Origin of the sequence: Veillonella sp. 20925_1_51 (genome assembly GCF_041431445.1) — a bacterium.
Classification (GTDB): Bacteria; Bacillota; Negativicutes; order Veillonellales; family Veillonellaceae; genus Veillonella; species Veillonella nakazawae.
The window spans coordinates 60174-78205 of sequence record NZ_JAPVXT010000005.1 but is presented as its reverse complement, the minus strand read 5'-3'; the positions used below and the strand labels follow the sequence as shown (position 1 = coordinate 78205).

At 40.1% G+C, this 18032-nt stretch carries 18 protein-coding genes and 1 tRNA gene; 2 read left to right on the top strand and 17 right to left on the bottom strand.

Translation table 11 applies throughout. The features are described from left to right. Positions 1–154 precede the first annotated feature (154 nt). Both O3607_RS06750 and O3607_RS06745 read right to left on the bottom strand, forming a co-directional pair. The gene (locus O3607_RS06750) at positions 155–1399 is read right to left on the bottom strand and encodes a M20 family metallo-hydrolase (RefSeq protein ID WP_371443595.1); all 1245 of its coding nucleotides are present in this window, start codon (positions 1397–1399) and stop codon (positions 155–157) included. Between the two features lie 162 nt (positions 1400–1561). Then, a complete protein-coding gene (locus tag O3607_RS06745) occupies positions 1562–2857 on the bottom strand; it encodes an amidohydrolase (protein WP_285365327.1) in 1296 nt (431 codons plus the stop codon). Between the two features lie 135 nt (positions 2858–2992). Between O3607_RS06745 and O3607_RS06740 the strand changes: the two genes are divergently transcribed. Next, entirely contained in the window at positions 2993–3181 is a 189-nt protein-coding gene (locus O3607_RS06740; protein WP_060925036.1) for a hypothetical protein, read from the top strand. Continuing rightward, on the top strand, positions 3174–3785 hold the full coding sequence (locus tag O3607_RS06735; RefSeq protein ID WP_195394526.1) for a Fic family protein: 612 nt from the start codon (positions 3174–3176) through the stop codon (positions 3783–3785). Before O3607_RS06740 ends, O3607_RS06735 begins: the two co-directional genes overlap by 8 nt. Positions 3786–3837: 52 nt before the next feature. Here O3607_RS06735 and O3607_RS06730 read toward each other — a convergent pair whose 3' ends face one another. From O3607_RS06730 to O3607_RS06660, 15 genes are all read right to left on the bottom strand, one after another. Next, on the bottom strand, positions 3838–4779 hold the full coding sequence (locus O3607_RS06730) for a DMT family transporter (RefSeq protein ID WP_371443623.1): 942 nt from the start codon (positions 4777–4779) through the stop codon (positions 3838–3840). Positions 4780–4867: 88 nt separating this feature from the next. Then, positions 4868–5761 (bottom strand): DMT family transporter, encoded by an 894-nt coding sequence (locus tag O3607_RS06725; RefSeq protein WP_227283441.1) that lies wholly within the window; start codon positions 5759–5761, stop codon positions 4868–4870. 4 nt (positions 5762–5765) lie between these two features. Then, positions 5766–6242: a YhcH/YjgK/YiaL family protein gene (locus O3607_RS06720; protein ID WP_060925033.1), complete on the bottom strand. Its 477-nt coding sequence runs from the start codon at positions 6240–6242 to the stop codon at positions 5766–5768. 355 nt (positions 6243–6597) lie between these two features. After that, positions 6598–8664, bottom strand: a complete 2067-nt coding sequence (fusA, locus tag O3607_RS06715) for an elongation factor G (protein ID WP_060925032.1) — start codon at positions 8662–8664, stop codon at positions 6598–6600. Positions 8665–8798: 134 nt separating this feature from the next. Continuing rightward, positions 8799–9464: a hypothetical protein gene (locus tag O3607_RS06710; protein WP_371443594.1), complete on the bottom strand. Its 666-nt coding sequence runs from the start codon at positions 9462–9464 to the stop codon at positions 8799–8801. A gap of 92 nt (positions 9465–9556) precedes the next feature. After that, positions 9557–10693 carry a [FeFe] hydrogenase H-cluster radical SAM maturase HydE gene (gene hydE / locus O3607_RS06705; protein WP_229055721.1) on the bottom strand — a complete coding sequence of 379 codons (1137 nt, stop codon included), beginning with the start codon at positions 10691–10693 and terminating at the stop codon, positions 9557–9559. Next, positions 10680–11426 (bottom strand): YaaA family protein, encoded by a 747-nt coding sequence (locus O3607_RS06700; protein ID WP_316058872.1) that lies wholly within the window; start codon positions 11424–11426, stop codon positions 10680–10682. Before O3607_RS06700 ends, hydE begins: the two co-directional genes overlap by 14 nt. Then, complete coding sequence (locus O3607_RS06695; protein WP_285365337.1) at positions 11404–12006, bottom strand: hypothetical protein; 603 nt, start codon at positions 12004–12006, stop codon at positions 11404–11406. The genes O3607_RS06700 and O3607_RS06695 overlap by 23 nt, the downstream gene beginning before the upstream one ends. Positions 12007–12301: 295 nt before the next feature. Then, positions 12302–13564: an Nramp family divalent metal transporter gene (locus tag O3607_RS06690; protein WP_287499827.1), complete on the bottom strand. Its 1263-nt coding sequence runs from the start codon at positions 13562–13564 to the stop codon at positions 12302–12304. Between the two features lie 19 nt (positions 13565–13583). Then, positions 13584–14336: a hypothetical protein gene (locus O3607_RS06685; protein ID WP_371443593.1), complete on the bottom strand. Its 753-nt coding sequence runs from the start codon at positions 14334–14336 to the stop codon at positions 13584–13586. Positions 14337–14539: 203 nt separating this feature from the next. Further along, a tRNA-Ser gene (locus O3607_RS06680) sits at positions 14540–14630 on the bottom strand. 50 nt (positions 14631–14680) lie between these two features. Further along, positions 14681–15115, bottom strand: a complete 435-nt coding sequence (locus O3607_RS06675; RefSeq protein ID WP_005387520.1) for a DNA starvation/stationary phase protection protein — start codon at positions 15113–15115, stop codon at positions 14681–14683. Between the two features lie 264 nt (positions 15116–15379). Further along, positions 15380–15988: a serine O-acetyltransferase EpsC gene (gene epsC, locus O3607_RS06670; RefSeq protein ID WP_005387517.1), complete on the bottom strand. Its 609-nt coding sequence runs from the start codon at positions 15986–15988 to the stop codon at positions 15380–15382. 102 nt (positions 15989–16090) lie between these two features. After that, positions 16091–17005 (bottom strand): cysteine synthase A, encoded by a 915-nt coding sequence (gene cysK / locus O3607_RS06665; RefSeq protein ID WP_129823540.1) that lies wholly within the window; start codon positions 17003–17005, stop codon positions 16091–16093. Positions 17006–17218: 213 nt separating this feature from the next. Then, positions 17219–18031, bottom strand: a complete 813-nt coding sequence (locus O3607_RS06660; RefSeq protein WP_238672590.1) for a hypothetical protein — start codon at positions 18029–18031, stop codon at positions 17219–17221. Position 18032 lies beyond the last annotated feature (1 nt).

Below are 18032 nucleotides of genomic sequence, written 5' to 3'. Positions count from 1 at the left end.
TCTCTCCAATCCATGTATTCCCTACCAATAGCAAGTATTCTCTGCCATTGTATTACGGAATACATCCTTCTAACCACGTAAAATATGATATCTTAGCTAGTTAACACAAATCTAACTAAATTATATCTACCTCAAATATTCCACAATACTCAACCTAGTTAAGTTTAGTACTTTCTAAGCTAAGCTTTCTTAGCACCGTGTCTAATATCTTAGCTCCCGTAACGATGTCATCCATATCTGCAAATTCAGCCGGATTATGGCTAATACCTTCACGGCATGGGATAAAAATCATTCCTGTAGGAACATCATCAGCCCAATGCATGGCATCATGACCAGCACCGCTTGGCATAGTCATATAGTCTACGCCTACAGACTTAACAGCCTCTTCAATTTCGCGAATCATAGCCGGATTCATCACTACAGGATGATCCTGTGCAACAGGTTCAATCGTATAGGATAAGCCTCGTTTCTCTGCAATAACATCAATAAATTCCTTAATGAGGGTAACTACAGAATCTCGGGCCACCTTAGAAATACTGCGAATATCTACGCCCAGTTTAACTGCTCCAGGAATAACGTTCATCGCTCCTGGCACAACCTCTACTACACCGACTGTACCCACTACTGGAGGCTCCTCTTGCATAGATGCAATCTCCTCAATACCGAGAATGATTTTAGAAGCCCCACAGAGTGCATCATGACGCAAGTTCATTGGTGTAGCCCCACTATGATCTGCATTGCCACGAATGGTTACATAGAACCGCTCTGGTGCGGCAATACCAGTTACAACGCCGATGGGTTTTGCTTCATGCTCTAGCACCTTACCCTGTTCGATATGTATTTCAGTGAAAGACTTTACAGGTCGCTCATATTCCATATGCTCAATAGCATCGGGATTTAAATTACGACCTTTCAAAGCATCATACAAGGACACACCTTGTTTATCTACTAAGCGATGTAAATCTTGCAATGTCAATTCACCACGCATAACTTTACTACCCAATGTGGCTGCTCCAAAGCGGCTAGACTCTTCACACATAAAGTCTACTACTGCAATGGTATGATCATGTTCAAAGCCATCATCAGTCATACTGCGAATCGCTTCGATAGCAGATAATACACCCACAACACCATCATAATTGCCTCCATTAGGCACGCTGTCCGTATGAGAACCAACCATGACAACCGGTAAATCAGGATTCTTACCAACCTTATAACCTATAACATTCCCGAAACCATCAGTTTCCACGGTGAGTCCCGCATCAGTCATACGGTCAATGATATATTGGCGACCTTCCCAATCAGAATCGGTGAAAGCTAGACGATTTATACCTTCACCAGGTGCAGTCAACTGTGCCATAGCATCAAAGTCCTTAGCTAAACGCTCTCGTTGAATCATATAACTCCCCACAATCTAATACTCATATTACATCTAATATATAGCACACTATACATATTCCGATGTATACCTCTATATAGTTATGCATCTATAGTTTGGATATATGCATCACAATATCTCAATCAATATGTCCTATCATCACAATATCTCAATCAATATGTCCTATTTTAAATAGTGAGTAGCAATTGTACCTAATGCAACAATGCCGTTTAGCATGTCTTCTTCATCGATATCGAATAATGGATTATGATGAGGTGCTTTAATAGCTGAGCCCAATACCATATAGGTTGCTCGACCACCACGATCAATAACACGATTTAAGAAGTAAGCACAGTCTTCACTACCGCCACCGCTATAATCGAATGGAACTTCTTTAAAGATACCTAATGGTTCAATGATAGATTGTACTTCGCGAGCTAAATCATCGCTAATACGGCCTGCAGGAGTTTCACCTTGTTTTGTAATTTCAAAGGTACAATCATGCATTTCTGCAGCACCTTTAATAATTGTCTTAGTGCGTTCAATCATATAATCATTGATCTCTGTAGTAGCACCACGAGTTTCTAATTTAAGTGTTGCTACATCAGGAGTAACATTGCGGCCTGTACCACTTTCAAAAACACCTACATTCATGCGAGATGCACCTGCACTATGGCGAGCAATGGCTTGTAAGTTAATAACAGCTGTACAGCCTGCAAGCATGGCATTTTGAGCCTTTTCTGGAGAACCACCTGCATGAGAAGAATAGCCATGGAATACAGCATCAAGTTTTGTAGTCGCTAAAAAGCCATGATCACTACAAGCAAAGCAATTAGATAACTGTTCATTGAATCCGATATGCATGCCGAACATCAAGTCAACGTCATCTACTACGCCAGCCTCTACCATCGCTTTAGCACCACGTACGCCTTCCTCTGCTGGTTGGAAGATAAGTTTAATAGTACCCTTCAAGCCTTCCTTATGTGTAGCAATATATTCAGCAAGACCAAGGCCCATTGTCATATGTGTATCATGACCACAAGCATGCATAGCCTTCTCATGGCGGGAACGGAAACCCTTCTTAGCAGGAGTATGGTTAGATGCTTTAGATTCGATTACATCATTGGAATCCATATCTGCACGGAACGCTACTACAGGACCATCATCACTAAACTTCATAGTTGCCACAATAGCTGTTTTACCATAGCCCATCTTCTCTACTAGTTCAGGATCAGCACCTTCATCCATAGCACGAGCCATTGCTGCTTTCATAACATCCTCGCTAGGCAAGCCCATACGAGAATCTAAATCAAGCACTTCTGCACCGAGTGCCACATCATACCCTAAAGCAATTAGCTTTTCAGCTACTTTAGCGGCAGAACGATATTCGAGCCAAGCTGGCTCTGGATACATATGAAAATCACGACGTAAAGCAATAAAATCATCGCGGCGTTGTTGTACAAAATCTTTTACAGACATAGGAACCTCCTAAAAATTAATTAGTACTTATATACTAACTATATGAATAGATAAGTAAATAGTCAACCAAATAGGTCATGTATACAATATAAAGAGACTAGCTATGATATAATAATAGTAACAAAGGAGGTGCCTATGACATTAAATGTTAATAAAGAAAAACTCACCATTTTAGATGTACAATTTGATAATTATGAGGACTTTGATGCAGTTTGGTATGCCGTAGGTTCATCTATGATTGAAGACTTCACTCCTACAACTGAATCAGTTCTAGAATTAAAAAATTATGTTACAAACAGAAGGAAGGAACTACAAATTGGCTAAGAACCAATACGAAGGTTACCAGTACATAGATTTAGATAATTTCTATACCTATGAAAATTCATTTGTATTAATAAATAAACAAAACATTCTAGATCCTAACTTAGCAAAAAATAATGAGCATTTATATGTATCAAAACGGCTTGCAGATTTATATATGTTACCAATTCCAGTATATTCTATGACTGATATACTAAAGCTCCATAAGTATTTATTCCAAGATGTTTATTCTTGGGCCGGTCAATATAGAAAAGTTAATATTACAAAGAGTGGCAATCCTTTTATGTCGATACAATCATTTAGCTCTGCCGAGAACTTTATAAATGATTTGCTAAATACATATCATCAAAAAACCAATACAAAAGAAAGTATAATTAAGAACTTAGCTAAAATCTTAGATTGCCTAAATTTCTTTCATCCATTTAGGGAAGGTAATGGTCGCACACAACGTGAAGTTATTCGAGTATTAGCATTATCAAAGGGGTATAAAGCTCAAATTCGGGTTTCTGAAGATGATACTGTATATAATACATATATGGACGGAACCGTACATGGCGACTTACAGAAACTAGAACTATTATTTGAAAAAATATTAGAAAAAATATAATATTTGATTACAAAAAACACATATACCTCATGGTATATGTGTTTTCGTTTGTTTATTTCATTTCTACTTTATTCAGTTTTTCTAGTACTTCTCGTTTAATTTGACGGTGTCGATCCCAGGCGATAATAAATACGGTTGCAATGATGCAAATCATGCCAAAAATACCGACCAGCGTAAAATGATTCCCTAGCAATACCCATCCAAAGATCGCTGCTGAGATTGGTTCTAATGATGAAAGTATAGAGCCTTGTATAGCACCAATGAGTCTAACCCCTTCCATATAAGCATTAAAGGATACGACCGTACCAAGTATGATGATGGCGAATAATCCTAACCAGGTCATGCCATCCCAGAGGGCTTCTGATTCAACTTGTTGAAACATAGCTAAAGATAAAATACCACAGACAAACATGGCAAAGCCCACAATAGATGTGGTGCCATATTTCTTTAATAGCTCAATAGGTTGCAATGTATATACACAGATACTAGCTGCCGATACAAGCCCCCAGAATAAAGCAAGCACATTAAAGTTCGAAACATCTAGCCCTTCTTGCATGACGATACAGAGTGTTCCCACTAAGGCTAATATAATACAGAAAAACTCTGGTACAGATGGCTTATTAAAGTATCTCAAAAACAAATAGATGATGATCAGCGTAGGCGCAACATATTGAAGGACCGTAGCAATACCGACGCCTGAAATGGCAATGGCCTTGAAGTATGAGTACTGAGATAAAGCAATACCTAAAATACCAAATACTAATAATTTCCCTATATCCTTAGGTTCTGTAAAGATAGAGAAAATACGCTTACCATCCCTTATATAAGCAAGTCCTATCGTCAATATACCTGCTATGAGCAAACGCGCTTCTAGTAGCCACTCCACATTGATATGCTTTGCATTTTCAAGGAATTGTACAGATGTGCCTGAAAGCCCCCAAAGTAGGGTACCTAAAATGGCAAGGGCCATACCTTTCCATTGTTTTTCCTCCATATAACCTCCTATCACAACTACTTTCACATTATGTACAATCATAACAAAGAGGCCTCTAAGCCGCAATATCCAGCAAAAAGGCCTCAAACTATGTACGTTTTTCCAGAGCAATTATAATAACAGTAGCAATGATCATGGCCATGCCAATTAGCCCTAATGCACTAAATTGGTTGTCTAACAAAGCCCATCCAAAGAAAGCTGCCGAAATCGGTTCAATAGATGACAAAATGGATCCTGGAACGGCACCTATTCTCTTAACACCTTCTAAATAAGCATTAAAGGATACAATGGTCCCCAAAAAGACAACATTGAAACAGCCAATAATAGTCCATACATCCCACATAGCATACGAATTTGGCTGATGAAATAAAATGGCAGCCACAATACCACTGAGAAGCATACCAAATCCTACAATCGGCAAGGTTCCATATTTATATAGTAAATCTACAGGAGAAACACTATATACAGCGACGCCTACAGCAGATAAGAGGCCCCACACGAGCACTGCCAATGGGAATCGCTCCATAGAAAAGCCATCATTCCCCATCAAACAAATCGTACCTACCAAGGCCAGTATAACGGAAATAATTTCCCCTTTAGAGGGCCTTTTACCATAACGGGCAAGCATATAAATAATAATCATTGATGGCGCCAAGTATTGAAGCACCGTCGCAATACCGGCCCCTGCTAAGGCAATGGATTTAAAGTATGTATATTGGCATAAAGCCATACCAAATACGCCAAAAACGATAAGGCCTGCTGTATCTTTTAAACTACGAAAGACATGGAAGATAGAATTACCATATTTAAACCATGCATAGATAACAGTCAATAATCCTGCTGTAATTAATCGCATGGTGACTAGCCATTCCAAGTTCATATCCCTAAAGTTACTTAAGAACTGTACTGAAGCACCTGATACGCCCCATAAAACAGCTCCTAATAGGGTTAGTAAAACACCTATAATTTCATATCGCTTCATAGGATTAGTCGCCTAAGAGATCTACATGTACTTTTACAACAACCTTGCGAATTTTAATAGGCTTATCATTAACAGCTAATAGTGGTCTATGGATATCAGATGGGAAGAATACTGTATAGTACCCTTCTGGACAGTGGATGTGTCCTTCATCAACAGCTTCGTTTGGGTAGAAATAGCAATCACGATCTGGATAAGACTCCACAGGCTTTACGAGGCCTTTATCTACGAAAAAGCCCATATTTTCTTCTCCATCTACCATGAATTGAATATCTACATAGTTGCGATGAGACTCAGGTTTTGTAGTTTCAAACAATTTTGTTTCTACATCGTCTACATTGGCGTACATCATATCTCCTTCAATGGCATGACGGCCACCTGGCAAGGCTTTCAAATCTGTATTTTTTAAGAAATCTAAAGCTCGTACGATGGCTTTAGGATAACCCATTTTTGTATAATCTGCAGTAATGCTAGAGAAAAACATATGCGATCCTTTCCCGATATATGGAAATAACACCCGATACATAAGCAATTATATTATCTTAATGTTAGCACATATATACATAAAGGACTAGCAATTCTATGATTTCCACTGCATCTATACATACCAATGATTAGGTCTCAATATTCTCCGTTATCGATTAAGCCAATCCTAATCTATTTCAAATATAGTAAAAGCCCTCCATACGCTACATATATGGAGGGCTCGTGTAAAATACTATTCAAATTTATGACTTACGTCAATTGTTATGCTATTAAGTTGTTACGATATGCAATTATCTATTCAGTTGTAGTGATTCTAACTGTATTTGATACAGTACGTGGACATGTTCTTAACTTTATTCTTGAGTCTTACGAGCAGCGATAATTTCTTCCGCTTGCTTATGTGGAACCTCTTCATAAGTATAGAACTGACGGTTAAATACGCCTTGCCCTTGAGTGATAGAGCGCAATGCAGTTACATAGTCGGCCATTTCAGCCAATGGTACTTGTGCTTTAACAACAGAAATACCTGTTCTTTCACTTTGTTCCATGCCTAATACACGACCTCGACGGCTATTCAAATCACCCATGATGTCGCCCATGAAAGCATCTGGTGCAAACACGTTGACTTCATAGATTGGTTCTAATAGGACTGGTTTCGCCTTAGGAATTACATCCTTGATAGCCTGTGACGTAGCTACTTTAAATGCTAACTCTGAGGAGTCTACGCTATGGTAAGATCCATCCAAGAGTGTCACTTGCACGCCAATCATAGGATATCCCGCAATTAAGCCTTTATCTAGGGTTTCTTTGGCACCCTTTTCCACTGCTGGTATGTATTGTTTAGGTACAGCACCACCAAAGATTTTGTCTACAAATGCAAATTCGCTTCCATCGTATAATGGGTCCACTTGAATCTTAACGTGACCATATTGACCATGACCGCCACTTTGTTTCTTATATTTAGACTCGGTTTCAGCGGAGCCTTTAATGGTTTCGCGGTATGGAATATATGGAGTCACAAGTTTAGCTTGTACGCCATATTTACGATCCATTTTGTTGAGGATATGCTCGAGATGAACCTCGCCCATACAATCGATTTGTAGTTGACGGGCCTCAGCATTTTTCACTACTACGCATGTAGGATCTTCTTCTGCTACTTTTAGAACAGCACCAGCTAATTTTTCCTCCTCACCTTTTTTCACAGGTTCTAATGCTACTGTGTATAGAGGTTGAGGGAAACGGATAGCGTCGTATGTCACTTTAAAGTCAGGAGCAGTTAATGTATCGCCAGTCTTAGCATTAGCCAATTTCGGTATCACTACGATATCGCCAGCTTTAGCGGCAGATACAGGGATTTGTTGCTTCCCGATAAGGGTAACCATCTTGCCCCATTTTTCTTCTACACCTTGGTTTACATCATAAAGGCGATCGCCTTCTTTTAGTTCACCAGAGAAGATACGTACAAAGCTTTGTTTGCCTGCGAATGGGTCTAACAATGTTTTAAATACGAATGCAGTTAAAGGTTTATCTACATGTACTACACATTGTTCGCCGGTTTCCGCATCAGTTGCGGTCATCACTTTTTTAGTTGCATCCGGCATGTAACGGATCATACGATCCAATACTTGATCTAGGCCAATACGAGATGTGGCACTGCCACACATGATTGGGCACACACGGCCACTAATCATCCCTTCACGCAAGCCTTGGCGAATTTCCTCTAAGGATAATTCTTCGCCTTCTAAATATTTTTCCAACAATTCATCGCTACCTTCAGCCGCGGCTTCTACGGTCATTTCCCGAATTTCTTGAGCCTTTTCGATAAGGTGAGCTGGTACAGCAATCTCTGTTGGTTGGCCGTCCTTGTAAGTAAACGCAGTCATTTTTGCTACGTCTACGACGCCTTCAAAGTTGGCGCCTTCACCGATAGGAATCTGCAATGGCATAATGCCTTTGCCAAATAATTCCCGCATTCTTTCAATAGTACCGAAGAAATCGGCACCATCAACATCCATTTTATTGATAAATGCCATACGTGGCATTTGTAATTCAACTGCATAATCCCATGCGCGAACTGTGTCAGTTTCTACACCAGATGTGGCGGATAGTACCATCAACATACCATCGCACGCACGCAAAGCGGCACGAACTTCGCCATGGAATTCATTATAGCCTGGAGTATCTACGAAGTTAACCTTGTGGTCATGCCATTCACATGGAGCCATGCCCAATTGGATTGTTACGTTACGTTTAATTTCTTCAGGTTCAAAGTCCATAATATGTTTATTGTCTTGGCCTTTACCTACGAAATCAACCGCACCAGAGGTTAACAACAAAGATTCGACAAGAGCTGTTTTACCCGCACCATCGTGGGAAACAACAGCAACATTTCTAATTTTATCACTACTGTACTCTTTCATCGGAATCGCCTCCTTAATGGCAAATTACGGCTTTTGCTATTACATTTCGACACCCAAATAGAAAAGTCCTCTTTTTCCGAAAAAATTTATCAAAAAAAGAGGACTCTTTATTAATATTAATTTATAAATCAGTATTATCTACCCACTAAAGAGGCACAGCCACTAAGAAGTGCCATGAAAAGTGCCCAAATTATAGCGAAGATTATGGACGTTAAGATGCAAGCAATGAATACTTTCATCTTCGTGAGCATTACTTGTCTTGCCATAAGTTCTAAGGATACCCAAATGGATATAACAAATAATGCTATTGTTCCTACAACATAGATGACACCAGCAAGGGCACTACTATCGGATGCTAGACCTAATATGCCCATTAAAACCAAGACTATCGTATAACCAATACTAAATAATAGTACGCCATACCCTTGTAAATACCAACTAACTTTCATAATGGCTTGTACGTTGTCGGTACCACCCATCTTAGTGATAACCCAGTTATATACATACGAACCGATGGCCACCATCACAAAGGACCAGCCGATACTAATAAGCCATGCAAAGATGAATATAAAGCTAGCACCGATACCGAGTAAATAGGTTAAACCAGTAAATTCATTATGAGGGAGAAAGGGAATTAACATAGTCCCAAATAAAGCCAATATAATATATGGGATAGCCCATAAGAATACAGTGCCCCAGAATCCTTTTTTCAATGTCCCCGATTGTACAACTTGATCAATACCGCCGCTAAAAGGACTCACAAACAACCGCCAAAAATCAGAATACCATTTTGTCTCCATAATACACCTCATGTAATGGGGCCCCATCTATATATAGGTAAAACTACCCCAAAACTTATAATAGAATCAATGAATTAGCTACACAGAGAAAGCTAAAACTCTCCCGTACGCTTGCCGTAGTGTTTGGAGTCACCATTTTGCTTCCACCCAACGGTGTCACCGATGGACATAACGCGGCGCGTTAAGCAGTCTTTACATTTGTCTGCATTATCATCTACACAAGGTTTGTTATCATATAGCAAATACTTTGCCCGATGTTCAGGGATGGTAATGATAGGCATCAAGATATTAGCACCTGCAGCAAGACCTTTTTCACGGCCTAGTTTATCCAAAGCTTGTAATGCTGTTGTGGCCGCAATATTTACGTCTTTTAAGAATAAACGTGTTAACGCAATCATCTTTAGGCCCAATTGAATACGGCGCAATTTACCGGCTTCGTCATCGATGCCCATCGCCAATGCCTCTTGGCCTAGCGGCGTATCATGATGTACCACATATGGTCCCATGCCGATCATGTCGATATCCATATCGCGATAGAATAAGATATCATTTACTAGGTCTTCTTCAGTTTGACCAGGCAAACCAATCATAACACCTGTACCTACTTGGAAGCCTACGCGGCGCAAGCTACGTAAGCATTCAACGCGCGTTTCAAAGGAGTGCAATTCATCTTGAGGATGAATTTTATGGTACAGTTCTTTATTTGTTGTTTCAATGCGTAATAAATAACGACTAGCGCCAGCTTCACGCATGCGGCGGTACGCCTCTTCGCTTTGCTCCCCTACGCACATCGTAATGCCTAGGGAACCGTCGCCGATGGCTTTAATCTCGCGAATAAGATCTACCACATAATCGACAAATATATCATCACTGCGTTCACCAGATTGGAGTGTAATAGATCCATATTCATGGTCATAGGCCCACTGCGCCATCTTGATAATATCTTCTCGATTCATATCAAAGCGTTCCGTCTTGTCATTTTCACGACGGATACCGCAATAATTACAGTTTTTGATGCATCGGTTCGAAAACTCGATGAGTCCTCGATAGTACGCTACAGGCTGTACATATTTCGCCTTTACTTCGTATGCCTTTTTATATATTAACTGCAACTGTTCTTCATCAGTTACAGACATGAGAAATCTTAGCTCATCCTCGGTTAGCCATTCATCGCCAACGAGGTCTTTTCCGAGAATGTCTTGCACTTGCAAACAATCACTTCCTTTCATAACGAACCGTCATCGATTCGCTTGGTATGGTAATGGATTCAATATTTGTAACACAGGTAAATCCATTAATTTCGCGTGGCAAATCCCGCACTTGTTTCACTTGTCGAGTTAAACATTCGTGAGCCATCACACCGCGACTCATTTTTGAGGACGTACTCATTTGTTTAAATGTATCGCCTCGTAATTCCCAAAATTCAACGGTCACTACCTTTGGATGGTTTACCATCTTGGCATATTCTTTAGACGCTAGATTGAGGATCCAATCTTCCTTGTGAAAGTATGCATCCACCGTTTCGCGCCACGTATCGTATAAATTAATACCTACCTTATCGACCATATCTAGTCGATAGTCTCTAACGCCCATCGTAGGCTCTACGACGCCGTACAAGGCAGACATCACAACAAGATGGCTTTCACCAAAGGCCTTAGCCTCATTAGATAGGTTGCCCCAATCCAAATATTTGAAAGCAATACCATCGTAGCTTTCACAAGCTAGGCCTACAGGATGGGATTCAAAATCTTGATAGAAATCAAAGAGAGCTTGGGCCTTGTCATCCTTTAGCTTTAAAGCCTTGCCAAGGGCCATTACATCAAGGGACTGTACATGTTTTACAATCTCTTGCGTGATGTGCGGCTGAAACTGACCGTCTCGAACTGCATGATTGACTGCCCCATCATTCTTCGCAGCATCGATAATTGTTTTTGTCTTACTAGGAGAGAGGACGATTTTCATGAGATAATTCCGCCTTGATAGTTTCCTCTGTCAAATTGTCAATCAATTCTGGATTCCACAACATGAGAGGCACCGCCACAACGTGGCTAGCTTTCAATTCTTTACATAATCTAATGCATTCTTTGAGGTAATCAGAATCTTCGTCTACAAGGTCACATACGATAACAACGTGACGACCTTTAAGGTTTACACCTTCGTAATCGATGCTTTCAGCAGACACAGTAAGCATACCTGTTTCTAGTCGACCTTCGCTCATGTCGTTCAAGCGAGACATCAACACATGCTCGAGCATAGTAGATACAGGTGTCACTACGCGGCCAATGCCGATAAGGGCCTCAGGTTGGGCATGAACAATAACAGTTTTCTTGCGTTTATCTGTTCTAAAATCAACGAGCGCTTTTTCTAAAGCGCCAAAGAATACGAATAATTGCCAAGGATCAAAAGAACCTGTTTGGAACATGTCGATAATAGAGCCATCCTCATCCATATTTAGGCGCGTTAATAATTCCTCTGCAATATCGTTTACTACAACACTGAAATCAGATTGCATTGCATCTTGTACTTTTACTTCGTCTGCCATTAGGTCCTCCTAATTTCTATCTATTACACTGGTGGGGGAATTCTCCCTACAGATTTATGCTATCTTTAATTGTAACATATTTTATAGCCCCCATGGGTATTCTTGGATACGCTTTTTACATAATCAATATACATAACCGAATACAAAAAAGACCGCCAACGCGGTCTTTTTCTCTATCATTATTAGCTTTACACTGTGAGCTAACAATTCGATTGTTTTCTAAGCCTTACTACTAGTCTACTAGCTTCATTCAAATATGAGATTGTGTATTATACACCTACTATAAGCTTATATGTTATGCGCCTACATAGAGTAAGTAGATATTCATAACAGTTACCACAATACCAATGCCCCATAATAGTACATTCGTATATGTATGGTTCGCATATTGCCCCATTACCTTGCGGCTACTAGTCATATAAAGCTGCAAGAAAATTGTGATAGGTAGTTGCAAGCTCAAGAACATTTGAGAGATCAACAAGGCTTGGAACGAATCGGTAACGAATACAATCAAAAGCAATGCTGGAATATAGGTTAATGCCAAGCCTAATCTTGTATGGAAGTCTTTCATATCGTAAGACTCACCAAACATACCGGCAAAGATACTCGCCCCTGCCATACCTGCCGTAGCAGACGATGCAAAGCCAGCAAAGAGCAATGCGATAGCAAAGATAGTGCCTGCTGCAGGTCCAATGAGAGGTCGTAACAACTCCTCAGCCTGTTCAAGCTCCGTTACTTCAATGCCATGAGCAAAGAACACTGCCGCCGCCAATAAGATCATGGCGGAGTTAATCATCCAGCCAATACCCATAGATAATAGAGTGTCTAGAAATTCATAACGCAATTGGCGCTTCATTACAGAAGGATCTTGCGTGTTGAACTGGCGACTTTGGATGATTTCTGAGTGCAAGAACAAATTGTGAGGCATAATAACCGCCCCTAAGATACTCAAAATAACGAGCATCGATTCATTAGGAACCTTAGGGTCTACCCAACCAATACCAGCTGCCGCCCAATCTACATTTACCATATTGACCTCTACGAGGTACGCCAACGCAATGAGGGATACGAATCCTGCAATGATACGCTCTAGCTTCCGATAAGAGTTTGTTATGAGCATAATGGTACAGATAATAGCCGTCAAAACACTACCTATCAAAAGAGGAATGCCAAAAAGCATTTTCAATGCGATGGCTGCACCGATAAACTCGGCCAGTGCGGTCGCTGCCGCTGCAATGCCCGCCGTACTCAATACGAACCTAGACACGTAACGCGGCAAGAATTCATAAGCACATTCGGATAAACATTGGCCTCGTACAATGCCTAAATGGGCCACGTTATGTTGCAATAAAATAAGTATAATCGTAGATAGCGTAACTACCCACAATAGTTCATAACCATAACTAGCACCAGCAGCGAGATTGGCCGCCCAATTGCCAGGGTCGATGAACCCAACCGTTACGATGATGCCAGGTCCTATATATTTAAAGACCTCGCTCACCTGCTGCTTACCGTTTTGGTGGACGGTAAACAGCTGTTTCTTTAAAAAATCAATCATTATAACTCCTTAAATAGGGTTATAGAGTGAAAGTCATCTCCGTTTGCATACGAGCATCGGTTTTAGATTTTGTATCCTTACCACCGGTATAACGGATGCGCACATTATTATTTACTTTAACGCGAGAGTCATCAATTTTGAACTTCTTCATTTTTTCTTTGATTTGTTCATCAGTTAACGCGCGCTCTTCTGGTTTTGCCACTTCGTCATTAGCTGCATCTAAAGCCTCTTGTTGAGATTTAGATACTTGATATGTTTTACCAGATTTTTTTGCCTTTTCAGCACGTTTCTCGTCTAATTTTTGACGGCGCTCTCGGGTAACCTTCTTATCGCGAGCAATACGATAATCCATTACATCACGCATATTTTCTTGGTAAATACGCAATGCATATTGGCGGTCGTTATCGTTCATTTGCTCCCGTTTAGTTACAACTTCATCGATAAGAGGCATGAGTTCATCCTTAGTATAGCTTGTATTGCCATCAAAGACAAAACCATGTGTATCCGTAATAGCACCGTGTTTAATTAGCGTTTGTAATGCCGTATACGTCCAATCATTTGGCGTAATTACACCAGCACTCGCATGATGTTCTACTTTACTAGAACTTCTTACAGTTTCTACATCAGCACTAACACCATCCACCATAGGACGTGCACTTGGAATAGCAATGCTTTCAGCATGAACAAAGCCAACAGAGGCAACAAGACATAATGTGCCGATACCCATAGCGCGACGAAGTAAATTCATGTGACGTGTATATTTCATATTCATAAGAGTCTCCTTAAAATTACATTTTATACAATCTATTATATGAAACCCCTTGTCATACGTCAACTCTATAACCTTACACGCCTGTATACATCAATATTTACAAGACCTTAAACTCATTTGAGTCCTTACACATTAAGGTCCATACCTAGTAAATACTACAATAAACAAAAAGACCTCACATCGCGTGATGTGAGGTCTCAGCATGGCGGAGGATTAGGGATTCGAACCCTAGCGACGGTAACCCGCCCTAACGATTTAGCAAACCGTCCTCTTCAGCCTCTTGAGTAATCCTCCATGCTTTACTGGGTAATCATATCATACCCAATAAGGCATTGTCAATCGTATTATTTCAACATGGATTCGATGAACCAGATTTGTTTTACATAGTATGCAACGTGATCTTCCATCATGCTTACGAGCAAGAAGTCCCCTTCTTCATCGGCAGCTGCACGGATTGCTACAGCTTGATCATTCATGTATTTGAAGTCTTTAAGAAGAATTTCAATTACTTTCGCTTGAGGGATATCTTCTTGACCCAATTCTTCAATTTTAGTCAATTTAGCGTATTCTGCAGAATTAACCAATGGGAATTGACCTTGCATTTTCACGTGTTCTGCTACTGCATCGAAGTATTCAAACGCTTCATCATAGATGGATTCCAAATATTCGTGAATGGATTTGAATTGTGGACCTGTTACGTTGAAATGTAGGTTATGTAATTTTACGTTCCATACGGAAAGATCTGCTAAATATTGGTTTACTTGTTGTAAGTTTTTCATAGTAATTCTCCTTTTTCTTTTAATTCTCAAATATAGTTTATTCAAAAAGCAGAATAAACCCAGTCGGCTTCTATGCCATCAATTCGTTTATCTAATTTGTAATCAGTATTGATTACATGATTTATTTTACCAATAATGATTTTCCTTGTCAATACATTAAATCGATTTTTTTGAATATTTTTATAAAAAAACCTCTAACTACTAGTTCAACTAATAGTTAGAGGTTCTATCCTTCTATATTATATGCGGTTTTATTACACTATATTAAATATAGTATTCTATGTAATCATCAGGAATTTTCTTTTCCTCTGCCTGGCCATTATTAGTACGACGAGGTTTACGGACATACATATTTTCTGGATCTGTTTCAAAGATAACCATATCTTTAGGTATATCGTGTTTGATAACGAGGTTACAACCAATTTTAGTGCGTGCCCCAATAGTAATATCACCTAAGATTTTCGTACCTGTACCGATGAGCACTTCGTCTTCAATGGTCGGATGGCGTTTTACCTTTTTAGAGGACATGCCACCTAACGTCACTTGGTGGAACAAGGTCACATTATCCCCTACGATTGCCGTTTCACCGATAACGACACCCATGCCATGGTCGATAAATAAACCACGACCGATGGTAGCACCTGGATGGATTTCAATGCCGGTTACGTGACGGGAGTGAAGCGCTACGCGACGGGCCAAGGTTGGCCATCCCGCCTTATAAAGGCGATGCGCAAAGAAATGCCAGAACAAGGCTGTAATATGCGGGTATGTCCAAATAACCATCCACACATTTGTTGCTGCCGGGTCAGAATCCATTACGCGCTTAATATTATATTGAATTTTGCCCCATAATTCGCGTAAACCTTGTATCATAGCGACTCCATCTCAAATAACTCTACTCATATATAATATATAGTATACAACATATGTGGTATGTATTCCTATACATAAGATGCTTTATCTATGCGAAATCCGTTACTTTACATATTCATTATTGGCGAAGTCCAAGAGGGATAAATATTTTTCTACCCCATCTGGCGCAATCACCACGATATTCGCCTTTGGTTCTTCACGAGCGATACGCTTTGCCGCAACGATGGCTGCTCCTGAGGAAAGGCCAATAGAAACACCACTTTCACGCATAAAGGTTTGCACTTCGCTAAAAGCCTCTTCATCGCTTACAGTTTGTACACCGTCCATTAAGCTTTGATCAAAGTTTTCAGGAATAAAGCCAGCCCCAATGCCTTGAATTTTGTGAGGGCCGCCCTTACCTTCCGTAATGGCTGGAGAACCTGTTGGCTCTACGGCGATAGCCTTTAGGTTAGGATTATGCTCTTTCAATCGTTTTGCAACACCTGTGAAAGTGCCACCAGTACCGATACCCGCTATGAATACATCTACATTTGGTACTTGTTCTACGATTTCGGCACCAGTTGTACGATAATGCATATCTGGGTTTGCAGGGTTTACGAATTGGCCCAATGTGAAAGCATTTGGGTATTTAACTAAAATTTCATTAGCTCGTTCAAGAGCACCTCTCATACCCGTTTCTTTCGGCGTTAAGATGAGCTGTGCACCATAAGCTTTAATAAGCTCACGGCGTTCTTTACTCATGCTTTCAGGCATAATAATAACAGTTTTAATATGCAAGATGGCGCCCACCATGGCAAGAGCAATACCTGTATTACCGCTTGTAGCTTCAACGATAATGCTATCTTCGTGAAGGCGTCCTTTTTCCTTAGCGTCTTGCAACATGCCAAGTACAGCGCGGTCTTTCACAGAACCGCCTACATTATATTTTTCAAGTTTTACATAGATATTGGTGTTTGGTAATTGATATACCGGAGTTTTACCAATCAGTTTAGTTGTTTGATTTGTGACTATGCTCATCTGATCCTCCTTTTGGCGATAGATGATAAAAATCGTCCTCAGGAACATCCCAAGGACGATATGATTTTCACCTTGTTATTCTCTATACACTGGATATAACCATTTGTGTATTCCCATAAATACACTCATACTCTATCACCTGCATCTATGCATTGTCAAGAGAATGAGAACTGCTTTTAAAACCCTAAAAATACAGGAAATAACTAGGTTTATTTATAAATTTGTCAACGTGTTTACCACCACACCCCAGGTAATAGGCACCACAATGATAGCTAGCGCAAGCCCAATAAAGATGGCTACCCCTAGTATAATGGTAAGCCGCGGAATGATGGCTATAACAGTGCTATTCGCTACATTATACGCTTTGTCTATGTCATAGTGTAGCGCTACATAGCCCCACAAAAATCCTGCTATCAAATATATCGCTACATAAGGATCTAGTATGATATGCGTTGATGTCATCGGTTCAACATGCATTAAACGATTGATGACTGGTGAAAGTAGCACATTAGCGAGTATAGCTATAAGCTTGAACCATATAAGACATATAATATAAGGCCACATAGTTCTCATGGTCATCCGCAACATATAAAGCAGACCAACCATACCTGAACCCAACGTGCCCTTTGTATGTGCCATGTACCGTTCCATCCAAGACGGTTGTTCTTTGCCTTGATGTAGTTGGTCATAGTGAAATGATAAATTCCTTTCACCATGCGCTAAATCGACGAGGCCTAACACTTGTAACAATACTAAAACAAAGACGAAAACAACGCCTATTTGGAAGCTTTCACTAAAGAATAGAGCCATCGGATCAAATGTTAGCTCACTCAAAGACGATAAATTACCATAAACATCATAAAATGCAGCATATATACCATTTGTTATGAGTACATCCACAAGAAACAGGGTCAATATAAAGATAAGATACCCATTCCACCGAGTCCATCTGCTGAGATGTGACAACTGCGTATGCTCCCCTACGATTATGGATGCAGGGTGAATAGACAAGATCACACCGATCATA

Coding starts and splice junctions, on each gene's coding strand:
- O3607_RS06750 (WP_371443595.1), bottom strand. CDS start 1,399: ATGATTCAACGAGAGCGTTTAGCTAAGGACTTTGATGCTATGGCACAG.
- O3607_RS06745 (WP_285365327.1), bottom strand. CDS start 2,857: ATGTCTGTAAAAGATTTTGTACAACAACGCCGCGATGATTTTATTGCT.
- O3607_RS06740 (WP_060925036.1), top strand. CDS start 2,993: ATGACATTAAATGTTAATAAAGAAAAACTCACCATTTTAGATGTACAA.
- O3607_RS06730 (WP_371443623.1), bottom strand. CDS start 4,779: ATGGAGGAAAAACAATGGAAAGGTATGGCCCTTGCCATTTTAGGTACC.
- O3607_RS06725 (WP_227283441.1), bottom strand. CDS start 5,761: ATGAAGCGATATGAAATTATAGGTGTTTTACTAACCCTATTAGGAGCT.
- O3607_RS06720 (WP_060925033.1), bottom strand. CDS start 6,242: ATGTTTTTCTCTAGCATTACTGCAGATTATACAAAAATGGGTTATCCT.
- fusA (WP_060925032.1), bottom strand. CDS start 8,664: ATGAAAGAGTACAGTAGTGATAAAATTAGAAATGTTGCTGTTGTTTCC.
- O3607_RS06710 (WP_371443594.1), bottom strand. CDS start 9,464: ATGGAGACAAAATGGTATTCTGATTTTTGGCGGTTGTTTGTGAGTCCT.
- hydE (WP_229055721.1), bottom strand. CDS start 10,693: ATGAAAGGAAGTGATTGTTTGCAAGTGCAAGACATTCTCGGAAAAGAC.
- O3607_RS06700 (WP_316058872.1), bottom strand. CDS start 11,426: ATGAAAATCGTCCTCTCTCCTAGTAAGACAAAAACAATTATCGATGCT.
- O3607_RS06695 (WP_285365337.1), bottom strand. CDS start 12,006: ATGGCAGACGAAGTAAAAGTACAAGATGCAATGCAATCTGATTTCAGT.
- O3607_RS06690 (WP_287499827.1), bottom strand. CDS start 13,564: ATGATTGATTTTTTAAAGAAACAGCTGTTTACCGTCCACCAAAACGGT.
- O3607_RS06685 (WP_371443593.1), bottom strand. CDS start 14,336: ATGAATATGAAATATACACGTCACATGAATTTACTTCGTCGCGCTATG.
- O3607_RS06675 (WP_005387520.1), bottom strand. CDS start 15,115: ATGAAAAACTTACAACAAGTAAACCAATATTTAGCAGATCTTTCCGTA.
- epsC (WP_005387517.1), bottom strand. CDS start 15,988: ATGATACAAGGTTTACGCGAATTATGGGGCAAAATTCAATATAATATT.
- cysK (WP_129823540.1), bottom strand. CDS start 17,005: ATGAGCATAGTCACAAATCAAACAACTAAACTGATTGGTAAAACTCCG.
- O3607_RS06660 (WP_238672590.1), bottom strand. CDS start 18,031: ATGATCGGTGTGATCTTGTCTATTCACCCTGCATCCATAATCGTAGGG.